Below are 18,337 nucleotides of genomic sequence, written 5' to 3'. Positions count from 1 at the left end.
GTTTTTATAGCATGAAATCAATTCATTAGCGAGTAAATCAACCAATCAATTTCTTCATCAATTCATTTACTTGTGCAGGGTTAGCTTTACCCTTAGATGCTTTCATCACTTGACCAACTAGACCGTTAAAAGCTTTCTCTTTACCAGATTTATACTCTTCAACCATCTTCTCGTTGGCAGCAAGCACTTCCTTAATAATCGCTTCAATCGCGCCTGTATCAGTTTCCTGTTTCAAGCCTTTCTCAACAATAATTTCGTCCGCAGTTTTGCCTTCGTCCCACATAAAGCCGAATACTTGTTTTGCGATCTTACCGCTAATCGTGTTGTCCACAATACGCGCGATCATACCGCCCAGTTTCTCAGCAGAAACAGGAGAGTCAGCCAAATCTAAACCTGCTTTGTTTAAAGCACCTGAGAATTCACCCATCACCCAGTTGGCAGCAATCTTACCTTGCGCAGCGCCACCAGCAGCTTTCACCACGTCTTCGTAAAACTCTGACATTTCACGAGTCAGTGTAAGAACGTGAGCATCATACTCAGTCACACCAAAGTCCGCCACGAAACGCGCACGACGTGCAGCAGGAAGCTCAGGCATAGTCGCTCGAATTGCTTCGATTTGCTCGTCTGCAATAATTACAGGTAACAGGTCTGGGTCCGGGAAGTAACGGTAATCGTTGGCTTCTTCTTTTGAACGCATAGAACGCGTTTCCATCTTCACGGGGTCGAATAAACGCGTTTCCTGATCAATGGTGCCGTCCCATTCTAGAATTTCCATTTGACGTTCAATTTCAACATTGATCGCTTGTTCAATAAAACGGAATGAGTTCAGGTTTTTCAATTCGCAACGCGTACCGAAGGGTTGACCCGGACGACGTAAAGACACGTTACAGTCACAACGGAATGAACCTTCTGCCATGTTGCCGTCAGAAATGCCTAACCAGCGCACCAGCGTATGAATCGCTTTAATATAAGCAACCGCTTCTTCAACCGAACGCATATCTGGTTCAGATACGATTTCAAGCAGTGGCGTACCGGCACGGTTCAAGTCGATACCGGACATGCCTTCAAACTGGTCATGAATCGATTTACCTGCATCTTCCTCAAGGTGTGCACGGGTTACGCCAATCCGTTTAACCGTGCCATCTTCAAGCTGGATGTCGATATGACCCAAGCCCACAATCGGATTGTCCATCTGGCTAATCTGGTAGCCTTTTGGTGAATCCGGGTAGAAATAGTTTTTACGTGCAAATACAGAAGCCTGATCAATATAGGCATCGATACCCAAACCAAAGCGAATCGCAAGATCCACCACTTCTTTATTCAATACCGGCAATACGCCCGGCATGGCCAAATCTACAAGGCTGGCTTGGGTGTTTGGATCATTACCGAATACAGTCGATGAACCCGAGAAAATTTTGGTATTGGTGGCAAGCTGGGTGTGAATCTCGATACCAATAACGACTTCCCAACCCTCAATCAGGTTAGATTTTGGTTTAGCCGATTTTTGAGCTTGAGCCATTATGCATTCTCCTCAGCAATTGCAGCGCGTTTTGTATGCCAATCTGTTGCTTGTTGATACTGATGTACCACAGACAACAATTGAGATTCTGACCAGTAATTACCAATCAGCTGTAAGCCAACTGGCAAGTTATTTTGGTCAAAACCGACAGGCGCGTTAATCGCAGGAAGACCTGCCAGATTTACCGCAAGCGTATAAATATCGCCTAGGTACATTTCAACTGGCGTTAAATCTGCACCAATTTTATAGGCAGTCGTTGGCGCAGAAGGTGCTGCAATGACATCGACCGATTCAAATGCTTTAAGGAAATCTTGCTGGATCAGGCGACGTACTTTCTGTGCTTTTACATAGTAAGCATCGTAATAACCTGCAGACAGGGCATACGTACCAATCAGGATACGGCGTTGCACTTCTGCACCAAAACCTTCTGAACGTGAACGCTTGTAAAGGTCCATCAGGTCCACAGGATTTTCTGCGCGATAGCCATAACGCACGCCGTCATAACGTGACAGATTCGAAGAGGCTTCAGCAGGCGCGATCAGATAGTAAGTCGGCACATAGCTTTCAGTCATGTTGAGATCAATCTCAACCAGAATTGCGCCCATTTCTTCCAGTTTTTTTAAGGATTCTTCCACACGTGCTTTTACGTCTGCATCCAGACCTTCCACATTGAAGTATTGCTTTGGAATACCGATGCGCAAACCTTTTACCGATGTAGTGTTCAGATTTGCCACATAGTCATCAACGTCTTTGTCCATTGAGGTTGAATCCTTGGCATCATGACCTGCCATGACATTCATCAGGTAAGCACAGTCTTCTGCAGAACGTGCCATTGGACCACCTTGGTCTAGTGATGATGCATAGGCAATCATACCGAAGCGCGATACACGACCGTAAGTCGGTTTAAGACCGGTCAGACCACAGAATGATGCAGGTTGACGGATTGAACCACCGGTGTCAGTACCAGTTGCAAATGGTGCCAAATCCGCTGCCACAGCTGCTGCAGAACCGCCTGAAGAACCACCAGGGACATGGCCCAGGTTCCAAGGGTTGGCAGTTGCGCCGTAATATGAGTTCTCAGAGGTCGAACCCATCGCGAATTCGTCCATGTTCACTTTACCCAAAGTGACCAGGCCCGCAGCTTTACCTTTCGCTACAACGGTTGCGTCGTAAGGAGAGATAAAATTGTCCAGCATTTTTGAACCGGCAGTGGTTTTAATGCCTTGGGTACAGAAAATATCTTTGTGGGCAACTGGCACACCAGTCAGGGCAGAGGCATTGCCAGCTTTGATTGCAGCATCGGCAGCATCAGCTTGAGCCAATGCCTGTTCAGCAGTCACGGTCACATAAGCCTTGACCTGTGCATCAATTTTTTCGATGCGTTTTAAATAGTGTTGAGTCAATTCGCGGGATGAAAATTGAGCATTTGCCAAACCTTCAGTCAGTTCACGAATGGATAAGCGGTGTAAATCTGTCATGAGAAATAATTCTTTACGTTTAATTTAATAAAAAGAATGAACTGGGTAATAATTACTCAATCACGCGTGGGACGAGATACAAACCGTCCTGTACAGCAGGTGCAACTGCTTGGTATTCCTCACGATGATTGCTTTCCGACACGACATCTTCACGTAAAGGCTGTGGGTGGTCGAAAGGGCTTTTCAGTGGTTCAACACCGTCGGTATTGATGCCTTTCAGGGTTTCCATCATGCCTAAAATTTTATTTAAACTTTGAGCATATTCAGCAGATTGCGTATCATTGAGAGATAACCTTGCAAGGTTGGCAATAGCTGAAACTGTTTCTGCACTTAAATCTGCAGAATGCTGTGCATCCGATGTAGACATAATATTACCTAATCAGTATTAAAAAAATTCAAATTATCATGCGTTATGATAAGCGATTGACTTGTCCAAATCATCACATTTAGTTAAAGTGGCCACCTTGCGTCCATATAAAGTTTAACTGAGAACGTCCCCGTGATTCTAAAACGACTAATAGGCTTGTTTTCGCCCGATCTTGCCATTGATTTAGGTACAGCAAATACACTTATTTATGCGCCAGGACGAGGCATTATATTAAATGAACCGACGGTTGTAGCCATCCGTCATAGTGGTTCACATAAAATTGTTGCGGCAGTCGGTCTTGAAGCGAAGCAAATGCTAGGTCGTACCCCAGCCAATATCTCAGCGATCCGTCCTATGAAAGACGGTGTGATTGCGGATTTTGAAGTCACTGAGACCATGCTGAATCAGTTCATTCGCAAAGTACATGAAAACCGTTTATTTACTCCGGCACCGCGTGTCGTGGTTTGCGTGCCATGTAAATCGACTCTGGTTGAGCGCCGTGCCATTCGTGAAGCCGTGTTTAATGCGGGCGCACGTGATGTACGTTTAATTGAAGAGCCAATGGCAGCAGCGATTGGTGCAGGTATGCCAGTTGAGCAGGCTTGTGGTTCGATGGTGGTCGATGTTGGCGGTGGTACCACTGAAATTGCAATCATTTCCCTACAAGGTTGTGTTTATGCAGACTCTTTACGGATTGGCGGTGATGTCTTTGATGAGCAGATCATTAACTATGTGCGTAAAGCGCATGGCTGTGTGATCGGCGAAACCACTGCTGAAGTGATCAAAAAAGAAGTGGGTATGGCGTTGCCAGATGAAGGTGCTAAACCGCTTGAAATTGAAGTTCGTGGCCGTAACCTCGCAGAAGGTGTGCCTCGCGCAATCGTGGTTAATTCTGACGAAGTCACCCAAGCGATTTCTGATCCATTGCAAAACATCGTGTCTGCTGTGAAATCTGCGCTAGAACACACACCTCCTGAGCTTTCTTCGGACATCGCTGAACGCGGTATCGTGTTAACTGGTGGTGGTGCATTGCTACGTAACCTGGACAAGCTGCTTGCCAAAGAAACTGGCCTGCCAGTGGTGGTGGCAGAAGATCCACTATCATGCGTGACACGTGGTGGCGGCAAGGTACTCGAATTTTTCGACAACCCAAATCATGACATGTTATTCGTAGGCTAAGAAAAGGATCCGGCGGGTGCAAGCACATCTGTTTTCTCGACAACCGCCATCTTTTCGCTCTTTTATCATTGCATTGGTGACATGCCTGGTGGTGCTTTTCTTTGATTGGCGCATGCCGCATGTTGTTCAACCTGCAAGGGATGTCCTGTACGCTGCTTATAATCCTATTTATGCGGTGGCCAGTTATCCGGTATTGTCGCGAGAGTGGTTGAATCAACAAACCAAGTCTGAAGCTCAGTTGCGCCGGGAAAATACCGCGATGCAGGCCGAGTTGCTACAGGCACAGGTACGCTTACAAAAAATCTCTGAACTTTCTGCTGAAAATACCCGTTTGCGCGGTCTATTGGACACGCCACTGATCATTGATGGACGTATTGAAATTGCCGAAGTGATTGGTACCGATGCCGATCCATTACGGCATATTATCGTGATCAACCGGGGTTCGAATAACGAGCTGAAAGTCGGGCAAACCGTACTGGATGACAAGGGTATCATGGGGCAGATTATCAATGTCTATCCGCATAGTAGTCGGGTCATGCTGTTGTCTGATAAAGAACATTCACTGTCAGTGCGCCTGGAACATACAGGTATGCGTGCCATTGTTTCAGGCACGGGCGATCTAGGACGTTTAAAAATGGAATATGTACCGACCAGTGCCAATATCAAGGTCGGTGAAAAAGTCTATAGTTCGGGCTTGGGACAACATTTCCCGGCAGGTTATCTGGTGGGGCAGGTGTCTAAAGTACAACGGCATAATTCCGGTGAATTTGCCCAGATTGATGTCACGCCTGCAGCTCAACTCGCCGGTGGACATCATGTGGTGGTGTTATTTTCCGATTCATTAGCGATGGAGCAACCGCATGTCAATCGCTAAGATGAAATCCAGAAAGCATCGTGACCCTTTAATGGCCATCGTCATTTCAGTGATTGTGGCTTCTATTTTAATGGTCTATCCACTTTCCTATAATCTCTCGGGCTGGCGTCCGCTGTTTATGCTGATGATCATGCTCTTCTGGGTGTTATGTCAGCCAACCTGGTGCGGGATCTGGTTTGCCTTTGGTACGGGTATTTTTATTGATCTGCTGCTGGATGCACCTTTGGGTCTGAATGCGCTGAGCTTTATCATTATTGCCTTTTTAGCTCGCTTTCTGACCCGTGAACGCCGTATCCTGACCTTTAATAATCTCTGGGTGATTATGGGGCTGGCGATTGTCGCATATCTGCTGATGATCTTTTTTACCCAGATTATAGCTGGCGTGCAATTTTCTTATGCACGGCACTGGATTCCGATGCTGACCAGTATTCTGGTTTGGCCTGCTATTTATTATATGCTCAAAAAATGGCGCATATAATTCTAGCTTCGAGCTCACCCCGGCGTCGCGAGTTATTGCAACAACTCGGGCTGAGCTTCGATATTTACAGTCCCGAGATCGACGAATCTGTACAAGCAGGCGAGTCGGTCGCAGCCTATGTTGAACGTCTGGCACGTGCCAAAGCCGATGCCGTGGCAGAGCTTTATCCTGATGCAATTATTATTGCTGCGGACACCAGTTTGGGGGTGGATCAGGAGATTTTGGGCAAACCTGAATCCAAACAACATGCGATTGAAATGTGGACAAAAATCTCCGGTCGGTGGCATGATGTATATAGCGGTGTCTGTGTTCGTACAAAGCATGAAAAATACAGTATAGTGGTACGCACACAGGTCGAATTTCAAATCCTGAGCGCTGCAGATATGGAAAGTTACTGGGCGACAGGTGAGCCACTGGGTAAAGCAGGGGCTTATGCAATTCAAGGAATTGCAGCACGTTATATTCCAAAAATACAGGGCAGTTATTCCAATGTGGTTGGCTTGCCTTTATATGAGACAGTACAGTTATTACAGACGGTTAAGGCACTAAATTAACTGCTGAAAAGAATTCTTATAATGTTTTGAGTGTAGTTATGTCTGACGAGTTGTTGATTAACGTCACGCCGATGGAATGTCGGGTCGCGTTAATTGAAAACGGCACGGTCAATGAACTGTTTGTCGAGCGTACGGCCAAGCGTGGCCTGGTAGGGAATGTCTATAAAGGAAAAGTGGTGCGGGTCTTACCCGGCATGCAGGCTGCTTTCGTGGATATCGGACTTTCTCGTACTGCGTTTTTACATATCAATGATATGGTCTGGCCCCGCAATCAGCCAACCCCGAATGTCTTTGAGCTACTTCAACCGGGACAAGTCCTCACGGTTCAGGTGATGAAAGATATGCTCGGTACCAAAGGCGCACGCCTGTCTACCGATCTGTCGATTCCTTCGCGTTATTTGGTGCTGATGCCATATGGCAATCATATCGGTGTATCGCAACGGATTGAATCCGAGGAAGAGCGCAATCGCTTGCGTTCGATCATTGAGCGGATTCAGGCAGAACATAAGCTGCCAGGTTCAGTGATTGTACGTACTGCGGCAGAAGGGATTGAAGAAGAAGCCATTGCACAGGATATGGCTTATCTGGCCAAGCTTTGGGAATATATCCAGCGCAAGCAAAAGATTATTGCAGTACCGTCTTTGATCTTTGAAGAATTGCCTTTGCCGCAACGGGTGATTCGTGATCTGGCCAATGAAGAAACTGCTAAAATTTACGTGGATTCACGTGAAATTCATGCCAAGCTGCAGGAATTTGTCGAAGAATTTGTCCCGAATATGAAAGACCGTTTGCTGCATTATCCGGGCGAGCGGCCAATTTTTGACTTGTATAATGTCGAAGAAGACCTGCAAAAGGCATTGCAAACTCGAGTCGCATTGAAGTCTGGCGGTTATCTGATGATTGACCAGACGGAAGCCATGGCCACAATTGATGTCAATACCGGTTCTTATGTTGGTGGACGTTCGCTGGAAGATACGGTTTTTAAAACCAATATGGAAGCGACGGATGTTATCGCGCGTCAGTTACGGCTGCGTAATCTCGGCGGCATTATTATCATCGACTTCATTGATATGCAGGAAGCGCAGCATCGTGAAGAAGTGATGAAACAGTTTGAGCGCATGTTAGAACGTGACCATGCCAAGACCAAGATTACCCAGGTATCGGAACTGGGCCTGGTAGAAATGACCCGGAAACGCACCCGTGAGTCGCTGGAACATCTGCTCTGTGAGTCTTGTCCGACCTGTCAGGGACGTGGTTATGTCAAAACAGCCGAGTCAGTATGTTACGAAATATTCAGGGAAATTCTACGCTATGCTCGTGCATATGAGTCACAGAGTGGCTTTACTGTCGTCGCGCATCCGGCTGTCATTGATCGATTATTGACGGCAGAAGCGCCTGCAGTCGCTGATCTAGAACATTTCATTAATCGCGTGATTAAGTTTCAGGTGGAAAATCTATATACGCAAGAGCAATACGATATCATTCTCAGCTGAAATTGTAACAGAATATCGTTAAACACTTGTTACATCTGAAATTTTACAACCGGGCCTTTATTTACAATACTAGATGCATGAATTAGCCAAAGCCGTTTCTCCCAGTTTCAGGCTTAGCAAAAGGAGTGTGTGATGAGTATGAGTAAAGCAGTAATCCATAAAGGCCTAAAACACGTATTAGAACCAAAGACTGTACATGCGGGATATATCGTTGATGAGCGCGGTAATGAAGTTCAGATTACCGCGAGCATGATCCGTAACGTCTGCCATCAATTATTACAACAGTGCCGTACTATTAAAAGCTGATTATATTTGTGCATTGTTTCTAACTTATTAAAAATGATTTGGATAGACGTTTAAATCGAGAAGTCTTCCAAAAGTTCTCAAATAATTTAAAAAAATTTCCAAAAATAAAGCAAAGGGACCAGATCGGTCCCTTTATTCTGTGCTCAAAGACTGGCAGAAATGATCAGCATCTTTGGCAGTCCATCTATCTTATTTATTCATCCGCGGCTAGCTTACCGCCCGTAACTTTGGGACAGGTTCGCCATCTACAATAAGTTCAAAACGTTGAATTTCTTCTTCCAGATGTGTCAGCAAGTTCTGCATTTTCGGCAGGGCATTACGACATGCGGTCAAGCCGACTTCCAGTTTGTCTAGATAGCTGGTCATAGTGATATTCAAGGCCTGACCATCCAGTACGATGGAAGCCGGATAAAGTGCTTCAAGACGTGCACCATTCCAATACAATGGTTCTTGTGGTCCAGGCACATTGGAAATAATCACGTTAAAAGCCTGACGTGTCGGCATTAAACCAGAGGCAATATTCAGGCCTGCTGCACCATAGACAAAGGCACTATAGTTCAAAATCTGGTTGGCATTCATGCGTTTAAAGCGCTCTTTGGCACTTAGCACACTGCGGCGTACGATCTTGAGACGTTCCAGCGGATCTTCTTTATGCGTGCCTAGATTGGCTAGAATCATAGTAATACGGTTGGATACATCCGAGTCATCACTGCGAACCGAAGCTGGAACCATGGCAATTAACGGTTTTTTCGGTAAGGCATTTTGCGATAATAAATATTCACGTAATGCACCTGAACAAATGGCCAGGACGATATCATTAATGGTCACGCCCAATGCCTTGGAAATATGACGTAAACGTGAAAATTCGAAAGACTGGGCTGCAAAGCGACGTGACGCACTGACGCGTTGATTCAGAATGCTACTTGGTGCCTGAAAGCTGGATACATAATCCGGATTACGTCCCATATCTTTCATGACGGTTTGCGACAGTTCATAAGCGACTCGTGGCGCACATTCCAGTTGCCCCTTAATGGTCTGCAGGACATTTTTAAACCTGTTCACTTTAGGTGCTTTAAGGCGTTTGGCACGTGGGCCTTCCACACACCAAGGCGGTACAATACTCTTGGCATTTGGGTCAAATGAAAGTGATTTTTCTACCAGACGCATGCCAGCAATTCCATCCACCATGGCATGGTGAATTTTGAAATACATGGCAAAACGATTACCTTCAATGCCCTCAATGATATGACAGGTCCATAAAGGTTTGGCACGATCAATCAGGGCACTATGTTCTTGTGAAATATAGGTCAGCAATTCACGGATACGGCCCGGTTTTGGCAGGGCAATATGACGAAAATGATGATCTAAATCAAATTCCTGGTCTTCATCCCAAAACAGGCCGTTTAAATAATTGTTAAAAGGTGGGATTGGAGAGCATTTCGAATTTTGGATATCCGTGACTAGATCCTGAATAAAGGAAGCTGACGCATTGTCGGGAATTTGGAATAAAAATAGTCCACCTACATGCATAGGCTGCTGCCGTTTCTCTAAAGTTAAGAAAATAAAATCAATTGGATGTAATGGACGCATAGCGTGGATTGCCTCACTGCATTCTCTATGGCTTTTTTGCTAAAAGGCCTTGTTAGAATTATTACTTTAGTTTTTAAAGTATATCTTTTTTAGCATATAAATGAACTGCTTTATCTTGCCTCAACTGTGAAAAAGTGGCTATTGACAAGAACAAAATATCTTCCTAAGTTTATGAAATGTGAAAATTTTAGTTTTAAAATAGATTTCTAAAAATAGTATTTTCTAGGCGAAGTGGAGTGTAACTTAATAATTATGTGTTATTAGAAGAATAGCATTGTGTTCAATTTCACATTTTATGCAAATAAATCAATGAGCTAAAATTTTATCAATTCTTTAATTAAAATAATATTATCCCGATAAAAGGTAATTTCTATCTTGTCACTAAATGTAAAATTATCAATTAAAAAGACTATCTTTATCAAAAATAGTCTTTTAATCAATAGGAACGATAAAACTTAACTTTATTTTTTTAGATTGCCAGCATGTAAGCCACATTCTTTATGGGTAGCTTCTTCCCACCACCAGCGACCTTCGCGTTCATGCTGATTTGGCAGCACAGGGCGAGTGCAGGGCTCACAGCCGATAGAAACAAAACCTTTCTCATGTAGGGCATTATAAGGGACTTCCATCATACGGATATAACTCCAGACATCCGCACTGGACCAGTTGGCAAGAGGATTGTACTTGATCAACTGTTTTCCCGGACCGGAAAAACCTGGATCGGCCTGAACCACTGGAATTTCATTGCGTGTACCCGGACTTTGGTCTTTGCGCTGACCGGTAATCCAGCCGTCCAGCGTGGCCAGTTTTTTACGTAGCGGTTGAACCTTGCGTATACCGCAACATTCCTGATGGCCATCTTCAAAGAAACTGAATAAACCTTTAGCGGTCACTAAATTTTGTACTGCATCAGTTTCAGGGAAGCAGATTTCAATTTCGATGTTGTAATGCTTACGCACCCGTTCAATAAACTGATACGTCTCTGCATGTAGACGGCCAGTGTCCAGACTGAATACCCGGAACGGTTTACCGAGATGCGACGCCATATCAATCAATACAACATCTTCAGCACCAGAAAATGAAATCGCAATTTCACCTTGCTGGCTCAGTGCAAGTGCCAAAATTTCATTGGGCGATTTATCAGCATATTCAGATGCAAGCGCATCAATACGATCAATAGTAGGAATGATGGTCATGAGAGTCCTGGCGATATAGGCTTGGAAAGGACATGGCCTATATTAGTTAATTTCACATCTATTTTAATAGAATTGATTTAATTGACTTATCACTAAAAAATAAATACTTATTAAAAAAATAGATTTAAAAAAGTACAGTGCAAAATCTGTTTCTTCAGCTATGATAGTGCAAAATTTTTTCAATACAACTTAGAGGGAATGTTCATGGAAGTCGTATGTCTAGATTTAGAAGGTGTGTTGGTTCCAGAAATCTGGATTAACTTTGCCAAAAAAACCGGTATTAAAGAGCTTGAAGCGACGACTCGTGACCTTCCTGACTATGATGTACTGATGACCCAACGTCTGAATATTTTAAAACAGCACGGTTTAGGCTTGAACGATATTCAGGAAGTGATTGCAGAAATGGGTCCATTCCCAGGAGCAAAAGAATTTGTGAAATGGGTGAGTACGCATTTTCAATTGATTATTCTTTCAGATACTTTCTATGAATTTGCACATCCATTGATGAAGCAACTGGATTGGCCGACGATTTTCTGTCATAAACTGGAAACAGATGAAGCAGGAATGATCTCTGCTTATAAACTTCGTCAGCCGGACCAAAAACGTCAAGCCGTAAAAGCATTACATGGCTTGAACTTCCGTGTGATTGCAGCAGGAGATTCTTATAATGATACCACGATGCTAGGTGAAGCAGACCATGGTTTCCTGTTTGATGCTCCTGAGAACGTGATTGCTGAATTCCCGCAATTCCCGCCAATTCGTGGTTATGATGCGTTAAAAGAAGCAATTCGTAATGCTTCAGTGCGTGATATCCCAGCTTAAAGAATTTAAGTAAATAAAAAAGGCGCTATAAGCGCCTTTTTTATTGAATCTATCAAAAAATCAGAAGCGGTAACCGATTTTCATGCCATATGCGATTGCAGTGTTATCGGTGAACTCTCCTACAACATTAGGGCCTGCTTTAGCCTCAGCGTCACCTAACCACATATAGCGAACACCTGCTTGAATAAAGTAATTTTCGGCTGGGCTATATTGTCCACCTAAACCTACACCCCAGTAACCTTCGGTTGGTCCTAGTGTTGTTACAGGATTACCTGCACCTGAGTCATAACTTACTAAAGCAGAGCCAGACCATTTGTCGCTAAATTTACGGCCAACACCAACATTTGCAGACCATTGATCATCTGAGTAGTCAATCAAATTACTACCTGAGCGTAATTTTAATAAATTAGGTGTTACTGCAAATTGGCTCCAATTTACCCAGCGTACGTTAGCAAAGGCTAAAGTATTTGCTGCAATACCTGTTTGAAGATCTAAATTTACAGATTGAGGTGTTGTAGCTGTAACATCTGGTGAAAGAGGCGATGCAATAGTTCCAAATCCAAAGCTCTCTGTTGAATTTGCCTCATGATCGATTTCTGAACGATAAGTAATAGCTGCTTTTAAAGCAATTTCAGGGATTTGATAAGCGAAACCAGCAAGCCAGCCCCAAGCTTCTTCTTCATCAAGTTTAATATCATAGCCCGAATTTCCATAAGCTGCACCTCGTAATGCAATTTTAGCTTCTACAGTTTGCCAAACAGGTCCAGCATAAAAATTCCAGTTTTCAGTTGGTTGATAACCGATTAAAGCTGTAAGGTTATTAGTTTTTACTTCTACTTGAGTGCTTTCTCGTTGAGTACTAAGAGGATTTACTTGTGAAAAACTTACATTATTTGTTGGATAAATTGAATCGGCACCATAAGGTTGATCATAAATCAGACCTAAAGATATTTTATCAGTTGCTTGAACTTTAATAGCAGCAGATGGAAAGTAGTAGTCTTCTGCCATGTCGCTGATAGATTCATTACCTAGTTGAGGAATAGATTTTCCAGATACGCTAGGATCAATCACAGTAATACCTGCTTCAGCATAATTACCCGGCTGTAAAAAAGCAGAAATAGATTGACCAGAACGGTCTAGGCCAGCTGCTTGAACTGCAGAAAGAGGTAAAGTGCTAAGTAAAATAGCAGAATAAATTTTATTGAGCTTCATGGTACGTTCCCTGATGCCATCTGTAACAAAAATGTGCAGGAAAAGTAACATAATTTTAAAAAGAGTAAATACTCAGCTCTGTTGAAGAAATGAACTAAGGCGGTTAAGGAAAGAGCTTGATTAGAGTTTTTATACTAATTTTATTGGTATAAATATATGAAAAATATCAGATTAAATTAACTTTAAATAATGTGAAAGGATTGAAGTTCTGTTAATTTTAATTGGTGCTAAAATAATCGAATGATATGCAAGTGAATAAAAATAGAGTAAAAAAGTTAAAAAAACCACCCGAAGGTGGTTTTTTTATTAAGGATATCTTAGAAACGGTAACCCATTTTTAAGCCATATGCCCATGCTTTATTGTCTTCAAATTCAGCGACGTATTCAGAACTACCAGCTTGCGCGCCTGTTTGTGCTTTTGCATCACCTAACATGAAGTATTTAACACCACCCGCGATGAAAGTAGCTGGTGTTGGACTGTACTGAAGACCTAAGCCTACATTCCAATAACCTTCAGTTGGACCAAGTGTAGATACAGGGTTACCTGCACCAGAGTCCCAACCTACAGATACGTTACCAGCCCATAGATCATTAAATTTACGACCCACACCTACAGTTGCTGAAATTTGGTCATCTTCATATTCAACAAGATTGAAGCCATCTGGGCGATCCACAATAGGGCCAACTGCTTCTGATATTAGACCAAATTTATAAGGTTGAATTGAGAATTTAGACCATTCAACCCAGCGAACATTCGCAAAAGCTACAGTATTCGCCATAATACCTGTTTGGAAATCAAGGTTTACAGACTGTGGAGTAGTAATTTTTGTCTCACCACTTGCTGCTGCAATAGCTGCTGCTGCTGCGGCCCCATTTGGGAGCAAAGCTAAAGCTGGTAAGGTTGGAATACTTTCATTCATATTAACATCATGGTCAATTTCAGAACGATAAGTAATAGATGCTTTTAATGCAATTTCAGGAATTTGATAAGCAAGACCGGCTAACCAACCTACAGAGCTATCTTCTGGAATAGACGCATCGTAACCATTGTATAAGCTGTAAGCCTGGCCACGTAATGAAAGATTACCTTTGATCGTTTGGTAAACTGCGCCACCGTAAATATTCCAATTCTCAGTTGGTTGGAAACCTGCAATAAATGATAAATTTTGAGTATCTACTTCTACGCTAGTGTTACCAGTGCCAAGTAATCCATTAATATTTGCTAACCCAGCATCGACTGTTGAAGTAACAGTATTAGTTACTTGTTGAGTAATTGCATTTGTTACGCCTTGCGTAATAGCATCAAGTGCGCCTGGAGTACCACGAATAGCTTGCTCTGCAATAGCTTGAGTGGGTGCCTGGCCTGCTGCAACTAAAGCAGCTGCACGTCTAGCTACTTCACCATTTACTCCAGCAGTCAAGTTGGCTGCTAGTGCTCCAGGAAGGTTTGCGGCTACATTTGTTTCGATAGTTGAGTCACGAATATCTGCTAACGCGTCAGGAGCTAAAATTGTATTCGTGGAATCGGAAACAAATACGTTATTACCTGTATAGGTAGCATCTGCTCCAAACGGTTGGTCATATAAAATACCAACTGAAAATTTGCTGGTTGGCTGAAATTTTAAAGCAGCACTTGGAAAATAATAATCACCCGCCATATCACTAATATTACGGCGAGTATCACTTGTTCCAGCTTCTTTACCAGATACATCTGGGTCTAGGACAGAAATACCTGCTTCAAAGTAATTACCTGGTTGCAGGAAGGCTGCAATTGATTGGCCTGAACGGTCCATTGCCGCAGCAAATGCACCCGTCATTGGTACAGTTGCAAGAATCATTGCAGTAGTTAATGTTTTTAATTTCATTTACGTCTTTCCTTGAGGTACAAATTTATATCTAGCGTTGTTGTTTGCACTTATTTAATTCTTGGAGATTTCGGGTATTTATCCGCAATCATTTGTTACTCCATGTGACAAAAATAGCACAATTAAAATAAGAGTAAATGCTCTAGAAAAAACTAATTAGTCTAAAAAAGCATCAAAATAGAGTTTTTACACCAAAAAATAGCCTCATTTTGAAATAAGTATTTGAAAGTAGTAGAAATAAAATAATGAAGAAAAAATGATTTTTTGTATAAAAAATATTCTAAAAATATGAAGATTAACGCTAATTTTTTGAAGTATAGATCACATTTTGAAAGGATGGTGCGCCCTGCGGGACTCGAACCCACGTCGGTCGCTTAGGAGGCAACTGCTCTATCCAGTTAAGCTAAGGGCGCGAAAAGAAGGCTATTGTACTGTAAAAAATACAAAAAAAAGTTATTGCCGAAGCAATAACTTTTAAGGACTCATAGCTACAGGAGTTGTCTAGGTATTTTTAGGCTTAAGTAACTTAAACAGACCGAACATGACCACGATCCAAAGCGGGATCATCAAAATAGATTCCTGGAATCCTTGCGTCCACATGATGTAAAGAATCGTAAGAATGAAACCTAGAACCAGAATATTACCCGCCGGAGACCAAAGCGCAGGGAAGGAAGTCTTCTGTCCTAGCTTTTTCATGCTTTGAATAAACTTGAGATGGGTCAGCGTAATCATGGCCCAGTTTAATACCAATGCACCGACTACGATGTAAATCAGATGGCTTAAGGCATCTTCAGGCACGAAGTAATTAAGTAGTACACAGCCAAAAATCAGCGCGGCAGAGAACAATACAGCAGGAATTGGCGTACCTTGCTTATTCACTTTCATGAAGACTTTAGGTGCATTTCCTTGTTGAGCCAGACCATAGAGCATACGGCTGTTGGCGTACATACCACTGTTATATACAGACAATGCTGCTGTCAGGATAATAAAGTTCAGTAAGTGTGCTGCCCAGTCAATGCCAAGCTGGCTGAAAATCATCACGAACGGACTTTTGTCCAGACCACCAAGTTCAAGCTGATTCCAAGGCACGAGTGACAATAGAATTGTCAAGGCACCGACATAGAAAATCAGGATACGGAAAACCACCTGATTAATGGCTTTCGGAATGGTTTTTTCCGGATTTTCAGCTTCTGCCGCTGCCATACCGATCAGTTCAATACCACCGAAGGCAAACATCAGGAAGGCCAGCATGTAGAACAGACCTTCAAAACCATTCGGAAAGAAACCGCCCGCGGTCCAAAGATTGCTAAAAGATGCGCCTGAAGAAGCATCAGCAGTCAGGATCAGATACAAACCAAAGACAATCATCGAGATGACCGCAGTCACTTTAATGATAGAAAGCCAGAATTCTGATTCACCGTAGAATTTCACATTGCCGAGGTTGACCAGTGTAATCACGATAAAGAAAAACAATACCGATGCCCAGGCTGGAATATGAGGCCACCAGTAGTTGATATATTTCGCAACCGCAGTAAGTTCGGTCATGGCCACCAGGATATACAGAATCCAGTAGTTCCAACCCGCAAGGAAACCGGGAAATTTTCCCCAGTATTTATAAGCAAAATGGCTGAATGAACCTGCGACAGGTTCATGAACAATCATCTCACCCAATTGACGCATGATTAAAAATGCAATCAGGCCCCCAATGGCATAGCCTAAAATAATAGAAGGACCCGCAGATTGGATCACCTGTGCGGAACCTAAGAATAAGCCTGTGCCAATTGCACCGCCCATGGCGATCAACTGAATATGACGGTTCTTTAAGCCACGCTGAAGTTGTGAAGACTCGTTATTCAAAGTGTTCAGCCCGACAATGGAAAATGATAAGTGGCTGATTGTAATTGATCAGACTAAAGAAGCCTAGTCCATCCTAAGAATGAAATATTGTTGAAGGAATGATAAAAAATATTCATATAAATAACTGAAATAAAATATAAATGAATCAATATATTAATTTTATTGAAACTGTTACTGACGAGTTCTCTATTTTCTTGGATAAAATACAAATGCCGTTTTTTTATACTAAGGTCTGGCAGCCAAGCAGTTCTGCTTTCAACATACTATACTTTGAATATAAATATTGAATAACCTGTACGAAAACAAAGACAAGTCAAAGGATGAAATAATTCATGAGTTTTGCCGCCCAAATCAAGATTCCTGCAACCTATATGCGTGGAGGCACCAGTAAAGGTGTTTTCTTTAAGCTGGATGACTTGCCTGCACAGGCACAACAGCCTGGCCGGATTCGTGACCAGCTTTTGCTACGCGTGATTGGTAGCCCAGATCCATATGGGAAACAGATCGACGGTATGGGTGGTGCCAGTTCGAGTACCAGTAAAACGGTGATTCTGTCCAAAAGCCAACACGCTGATCATGATGTCGATTATTTATTTGGTCAGGTGTCAATTGACCGTCCTTTTGTAGACTGGAGCGGTAACTGCGGCAATCTGACCGCGGCAGTGGGAGCATTTGCCATTTCCAATGGTCTGGTCGATGCCGAACGTATTCCTGAAAATGGGTTATGCACGGTACGGATCTGGCAGGCCAATATCCAGAAAGCCATTATCGCGCATGTGCCGATGCAAAATGGACAGGTGCAGGAGCTGGGTGATTTCGTACTGGATGGCGTAACCTTTCCTGCAGCGGAAGTGCAGATCGAGTTTCTGGATCCAGCTGATGACGATGCTGAAGGCGGTTCGATGTTTCCAACAGGTAATCTGGTCGATACTTTGGAAGTTCCCAATATTGGCAGCTTCGAAGTGACCATGATTAATGCCGGCATTCCAACTGTATTTTTAAATGCGGGAGATCTAGGCTATAAGGGCACAGAGCTCCAGGATCATATCAATAATGACGTGGCAGCCCTGACAAAATTTGAAACGATTCGTGCCTATGCAGCGAAGCAGATGGGACTGATTCAAGATATTGCAGAAGCAGTAACCCGACAACACACGCCAAAAATTGCCTTTGTTGCACCACCGAGTAGCTATACTTCTTCAAGTGGCAAAACTGTCACTGAATCAGATACCGATATTCTGGTTCGGGCCTTGTCTATGGGTAAATTACATCACGCCATGATGGGCACGGCTGCGGTGGCTATTGGTACGGCAGCTGCCATTCCTGGAACTTTGGTGAATCGGGTTGCAGGCGGGGTAGAACGTGAAGCGGTGCGTTTCGGTCATCCTTCTGGCACTTTGAGAGTAGGTGCACAAGCAAGTTTTGAAAATGGTGAATGGAAAGTGAAAAAAGCGATTATGAGCCGTAGTGCCCGCGTATTGATGGAAGGCTGGGTTCGCGTACCAGAAGATGTTCTCGCTTAAATGCCGTGCATACATTTAGCCTGA

General features: G+C 43.2%; 16 protein-coding genes and 1 tRNA gene. 8 read left to right on the top strand and 9 right to left on the bottom strand.

Annotated features, from left to right (window positions below):
- Positions 1 to 37 precede the first annotated feature (37 nt).
- The 3 genes from gatB to gatC are packed head-to-tail and all read right to left on the bottom strand — an operon-like array spanning position 38 to position 3,364.
- The gene (gene gatB / locus F894_RS07985; RefSeq protein ID WP_005247018.1) at positions 38 to 1,519 is read right to left on the bottom strand and encodes an Asp-tRNA(Asn)/Glu-tRNA(Gln) amidotransferase subunit GatB; all 1,482 of its coding nucleotides are present in this window, start codon (positions 1,517 to 1,519) and stop codon (positions 38 to 40) included.
- Positions 1,519 to 2,997, bottom strand: a complete 1,479-nt coding sequence (gene gatA, locus F894_RS07980; protein ID WP_005247017.1) for an Asp-tRNA(Asn)/Glu-tRNA(Gln) amidotransferase subunit GatA — start codon at positions 2,995 to 2,997, stop codon at positions 1,519 to 1,521. The genes gatB and gatA overlap by 1 nt, the downstream gene beginning before the upstream one ends.
- 52 nt (positions 2,998 to 3,049) lie before the next feature.
- Positions 3,050 to 3,364, bottom strand: a complete 315-nt coding sequence (gene gatC / locus F894_RS07975; protein WP_004279359.1) for an Asp-tRNA(Asn)/Glu-tRNA(Gln) amidotransferase subunit GatC — start codon at positions 3,362 to 3,364, stop codon at positions 3,050 to 3,052.
- 132 nt (positions 3,365 to 3,496) lie between these two features.
- On the opposite strand from gatC, the gene F894_RS07970 reads away from it, so the two are divergent.
- The 6 genes from F894_RS07970 to F894_RS15165 all read left to right on the top strand — a co-directional run bounded on the left by F894_RS07970 (position 3,497) and on the right by F894_RS15165 (position 8,248).
- Positions 3,497 to 4,543 carry a rod shape-determining protein gene (locus F894_RS07970; RefSeq protein WP_004279360.1) on the top strand — a complete coding sequence of 349 codons (1,047 nt, stop codon included), beginning with the start codon at positions 3,497 to 3,499 and terminating at the stop codon, positions 4,541 to 4,543.
- A 16-nt stretch (positions 4,544 to 4,559) separates the two neighbouring features.
- Positions 4,560 to 5,417, top strand: a complete 858-nt coding sequence (mreC, locus tag F894_RS07965) for a rod shape-determining protein MreC (RefSeq protein WP_004279362.1) — start codon at positions 4,560 to 4,562, stop codon at positions 5,415 to 5,417.
- Positions 5,404 to 5,895 carry a rod shape-determining protein MreD gene (mreD, locus tag F894_RS07960; RefSeq protein ID WP_004730376.1) on the top strand — a complete coding sequence of 164 codons (492 nt, stop codon included), beginning with the start codon at positions 5,404 to 5,406 and terminating at the stop codon, positions 5,893 to 5,895. The genes mreC and mreD overlap by 14 nt, the downstream gene beginning before the upstream one ends.
- Positions 5,883 to 6,449 (top strand): Maf-like protein, encoded by a 567-nt coding sequence (locus F894_RS07955; protein ID WP_005107586.1) that lies wholly within the window; start codon positions 5,883 to 5,885, stop codon positions 6,447 to 6,449. The genes mreD and F894_RS07955 overlap by 13 nt, the downstream gene beginning before the upstream one ends.
- 38 nt (positions 6,450 to 6,487) lie before the next feature.
- Positions 6,488 to 7,942 (top strand): ribonuclease G, encoded by a 1,455-nt coding sequence (rng, locus tag F894_RS07950; protein ID WP_004646221.1) that lies wholly within the window; start codon positions 6,488 to 6,490, stop codon positions 7,940 to 7,942.
- A gap of 132 nt (positions 7,943 to 8,074) precedes the next feature.
- Entirely contained in the window at positions 8,075 to 8,248 is a 174-nt protein-coding gene (locus F894_RS15165; RefSeq protein ID WP_004646222.1) for a PA1571 family protein, read from the top strand.
- A gap of 207 nt (positions 8,249 to 8,455) precedes the next feature.
- On the opposite strand, the gene F894_RS07945 is transcribed toward F894_RS15165, so the two are convergent.
- Together F894_RS07945 and F894_RS07940 are read right to left on the bottom strand one after the other, a co-directional pair.
- Positions 8,456 to 9,838, bottom strand: coding sequence for a WS/DGAT/MGAT family O-acyltransferase (locus F894_RS07945; RefSeq protein WP_005247016.1), 1,383 nt, complete (start codon positions 9,836 to 9,838; stop codon positions 8,456 to 8,458).
- A gap of 461 nt (positions 9,839 to 10,299) precedes the next feature.
- Entirely contained in the window at positions 10,300 to 11,034 is a 735-nt protein-coding gene (locus F894_RS07940) for a phosphoadenylyl-sulfate reductase (RefSeq protein WP_005247015.1), read from the bottom strand.
- A gap of 204 nt (positions 11,035 to 11,238) precedes the next feature.
- On the opposite strand from F894_RS07940, the gene thrH reads away from it, so the two are divergent.
- A complete protein-coding gene (thrH, locus tag F894_RS07935; RefSeq protein ID WP_005247014.1) occupies positions 11,239 to 11,856 on the top strand; it encodes a bifunctional phosphoserine phosphatase/homoserine phosphotransferase ThrH in 618 nt (205 codons plus the stop codon).
- Positions 11,857 to 11,916: 60 nt separating this feature from the next.
- Here thrH and F894_RS07930 read toward each other — a convergent pair whose 3' ends face one another.
- From F894_RS07930 to F894_RS07915, 4 genes are all read right to left on the bottom strand, one after another.
- Positions 11,917 to 13,068 carry an OmpP1/FadL family transporter gene (locus tag F894_RS07930; RefSeq protein ID WP_005247011.1) on the bottom strand — a complete coding sequence of 384 codons (1,152 nt, stop codon included), beginning with the start codon at positions 13,066 to 13,068 and terminating at the stop codon, positions 11,917 to 11,919.
- Between the two features lie 317 nt (positions 13,069 to 13,385).
- Positions 13,386 to 14,933, bottom strand: coding sequence for an outer membrane protein transport protein (locus F894_RS07925; protein ID WP_005247010.1), 1,548 nt, complete (start codon positions 14,931 to 14,933; stop codon positions 13,386 to 13,388).
- A gap of 337 nt (positions 14,934 to 15,270) precedes the next feature.
- Positions 15,271 to 15,346: transfer RNA gene (locus F894_RS07920), tRNA-Arg, on the bottom strand.
- A gap of 88 nt (positions 15,347 to 15,434) precedes the next feature.
- Positions 15,435 to 16,790 carry an amino acid permease gene (locus F894_RS07915; RefSeq protein ID WP_005247009.1) on the bottom strand — a complete coding sequence of 452 codons (1,356 nt, stop codon included), beginning with the start codon at positions 16,788 to 16,790 and terminating at the stop codon, positions 15,435 to 15,437.
- Between the two features lie 332 nt (positions 16,791 to 17,122).
- On the opposite strand from F894_RS07915, the gene prpF reads away from it, so the two are divergent.
- Complete coding sequence (gene prpF, locus F894_RS07910) at positions 17,123 to 18,313, top strand: 2-methylaconitate cis-trans isomerase PrpF (RefSeq protein WP_005247007.1); 1,191 nt, start codon at positions 17,123 to 17,125, stop codon at positions 18,311 to 18,313.
- Positions 18,314 to 18,337: the final 24 nt, after the last annotated feature.

Origin of the sequence: Acinetobacter sp. CIP 51.11, assembly GCF_000369665.1 — a bacterium.
Classification (GTDB): Bacteria; Pseudomonadota; Gammaproteobacteria; order Pseudomonadales; family Moraxellaceae; genus Acinetobacter; species Acinetobacter lwoffii_S.
Note: the sequence above shows the minus strand (reverse complement) of the source record. Positions and strands in the feature narration are given on the sequence as shown.

Excerpts from the sequence above, each read along its gene's own strand:
- gatB (WP_005247018.1), bottom strand. The coding sequence starts at position 1,519 with ATGGCTCAAGCTCAAAAATCGGCTAAACCAAAATCTAACCTGATTGAG.
- prpF (WP_005247007.1), top strand. The coding sequence starts at position 17,123 with ATGAGTTTTGCCGCCCAAATCAAGATTCCTGCAACCTATATGCGTGGA.
- F894_RS07945 (WP_005247016.1), bottom strand. The coding sequence starts at position 9,838 with ATGCGTCCATTACATCCAATTGATTTTATTTTCTTAACTTTAGAGAAA.
- F894_RS07955 (WP_005107586.1), top strand. The coding sequence starts at position 5,883 with ATGGCGCATATAATTCTAGCTTCGAGCTCACCCCGGCGTCGCGAGTTA.
- F894_RS07940 (WP_005247015.1), bottom strand. The coding sequence starts at position 11,034 with ATGACCATCATTCCTACTATTGATCGTATTGATGCGCTTGCATCTGAA.
- thrH (WP_005247014.1), top strand. The coding sequence starts at position 11,239 with ATGGAAGTCGTATGTCTAGATTTAGAAGGTGTGTTGGTTCCAGAAATC.
- F894_RS15165 (WP_004646222.1), top strand. The coding sequence starts at position 8,075 with ATGAGTATGAGTAAAGCAGTAATCCATAAAGGCCTAAAACACGTATTA.
- mreD (WP_004730376.1), top strand. The coding sequence starts at position 5,404 with ATGTCAATCGCTAAGATGAAATCCAGAAAGCATCGTGACCCTTTAATG.
- F894_RS07930 (WP_005247011.1), bottom strand. The coding sequence starts at position 13,068 with ATGAAGCTCAATAAAATTTATTCTGCTATTTTACTTAGCACTTTACCT.
- gatA (WP_005247017.1), bottom strand. The coding sequence starts at position 2,997 with ATGACAGATTTACACCGCTTATCCATTCGTGAACTGACTGAAGGTTTG.
- F894_RS07925 (WP_005247010.1), bottom strand. The coding sequence starts at position 14,933 with ATGAAATTAAAAACATTAACTACTGCAATGATTCTTGCAACTGTACCA.
- rng (WP_004646221.1), top strand. The coding sequence starts at position 6,488 with ATGTCTGACGAGTTGTTGATTAACGTCACGCCGATGGAATGTCGGGTC.
- gatC (WP_004279359.1), bottom strand. The coding sequence starts at position 3,364 with ATGTCTACATCGGATGCACAGCATTCTGCAGATTTAAGTGCAGAAACA.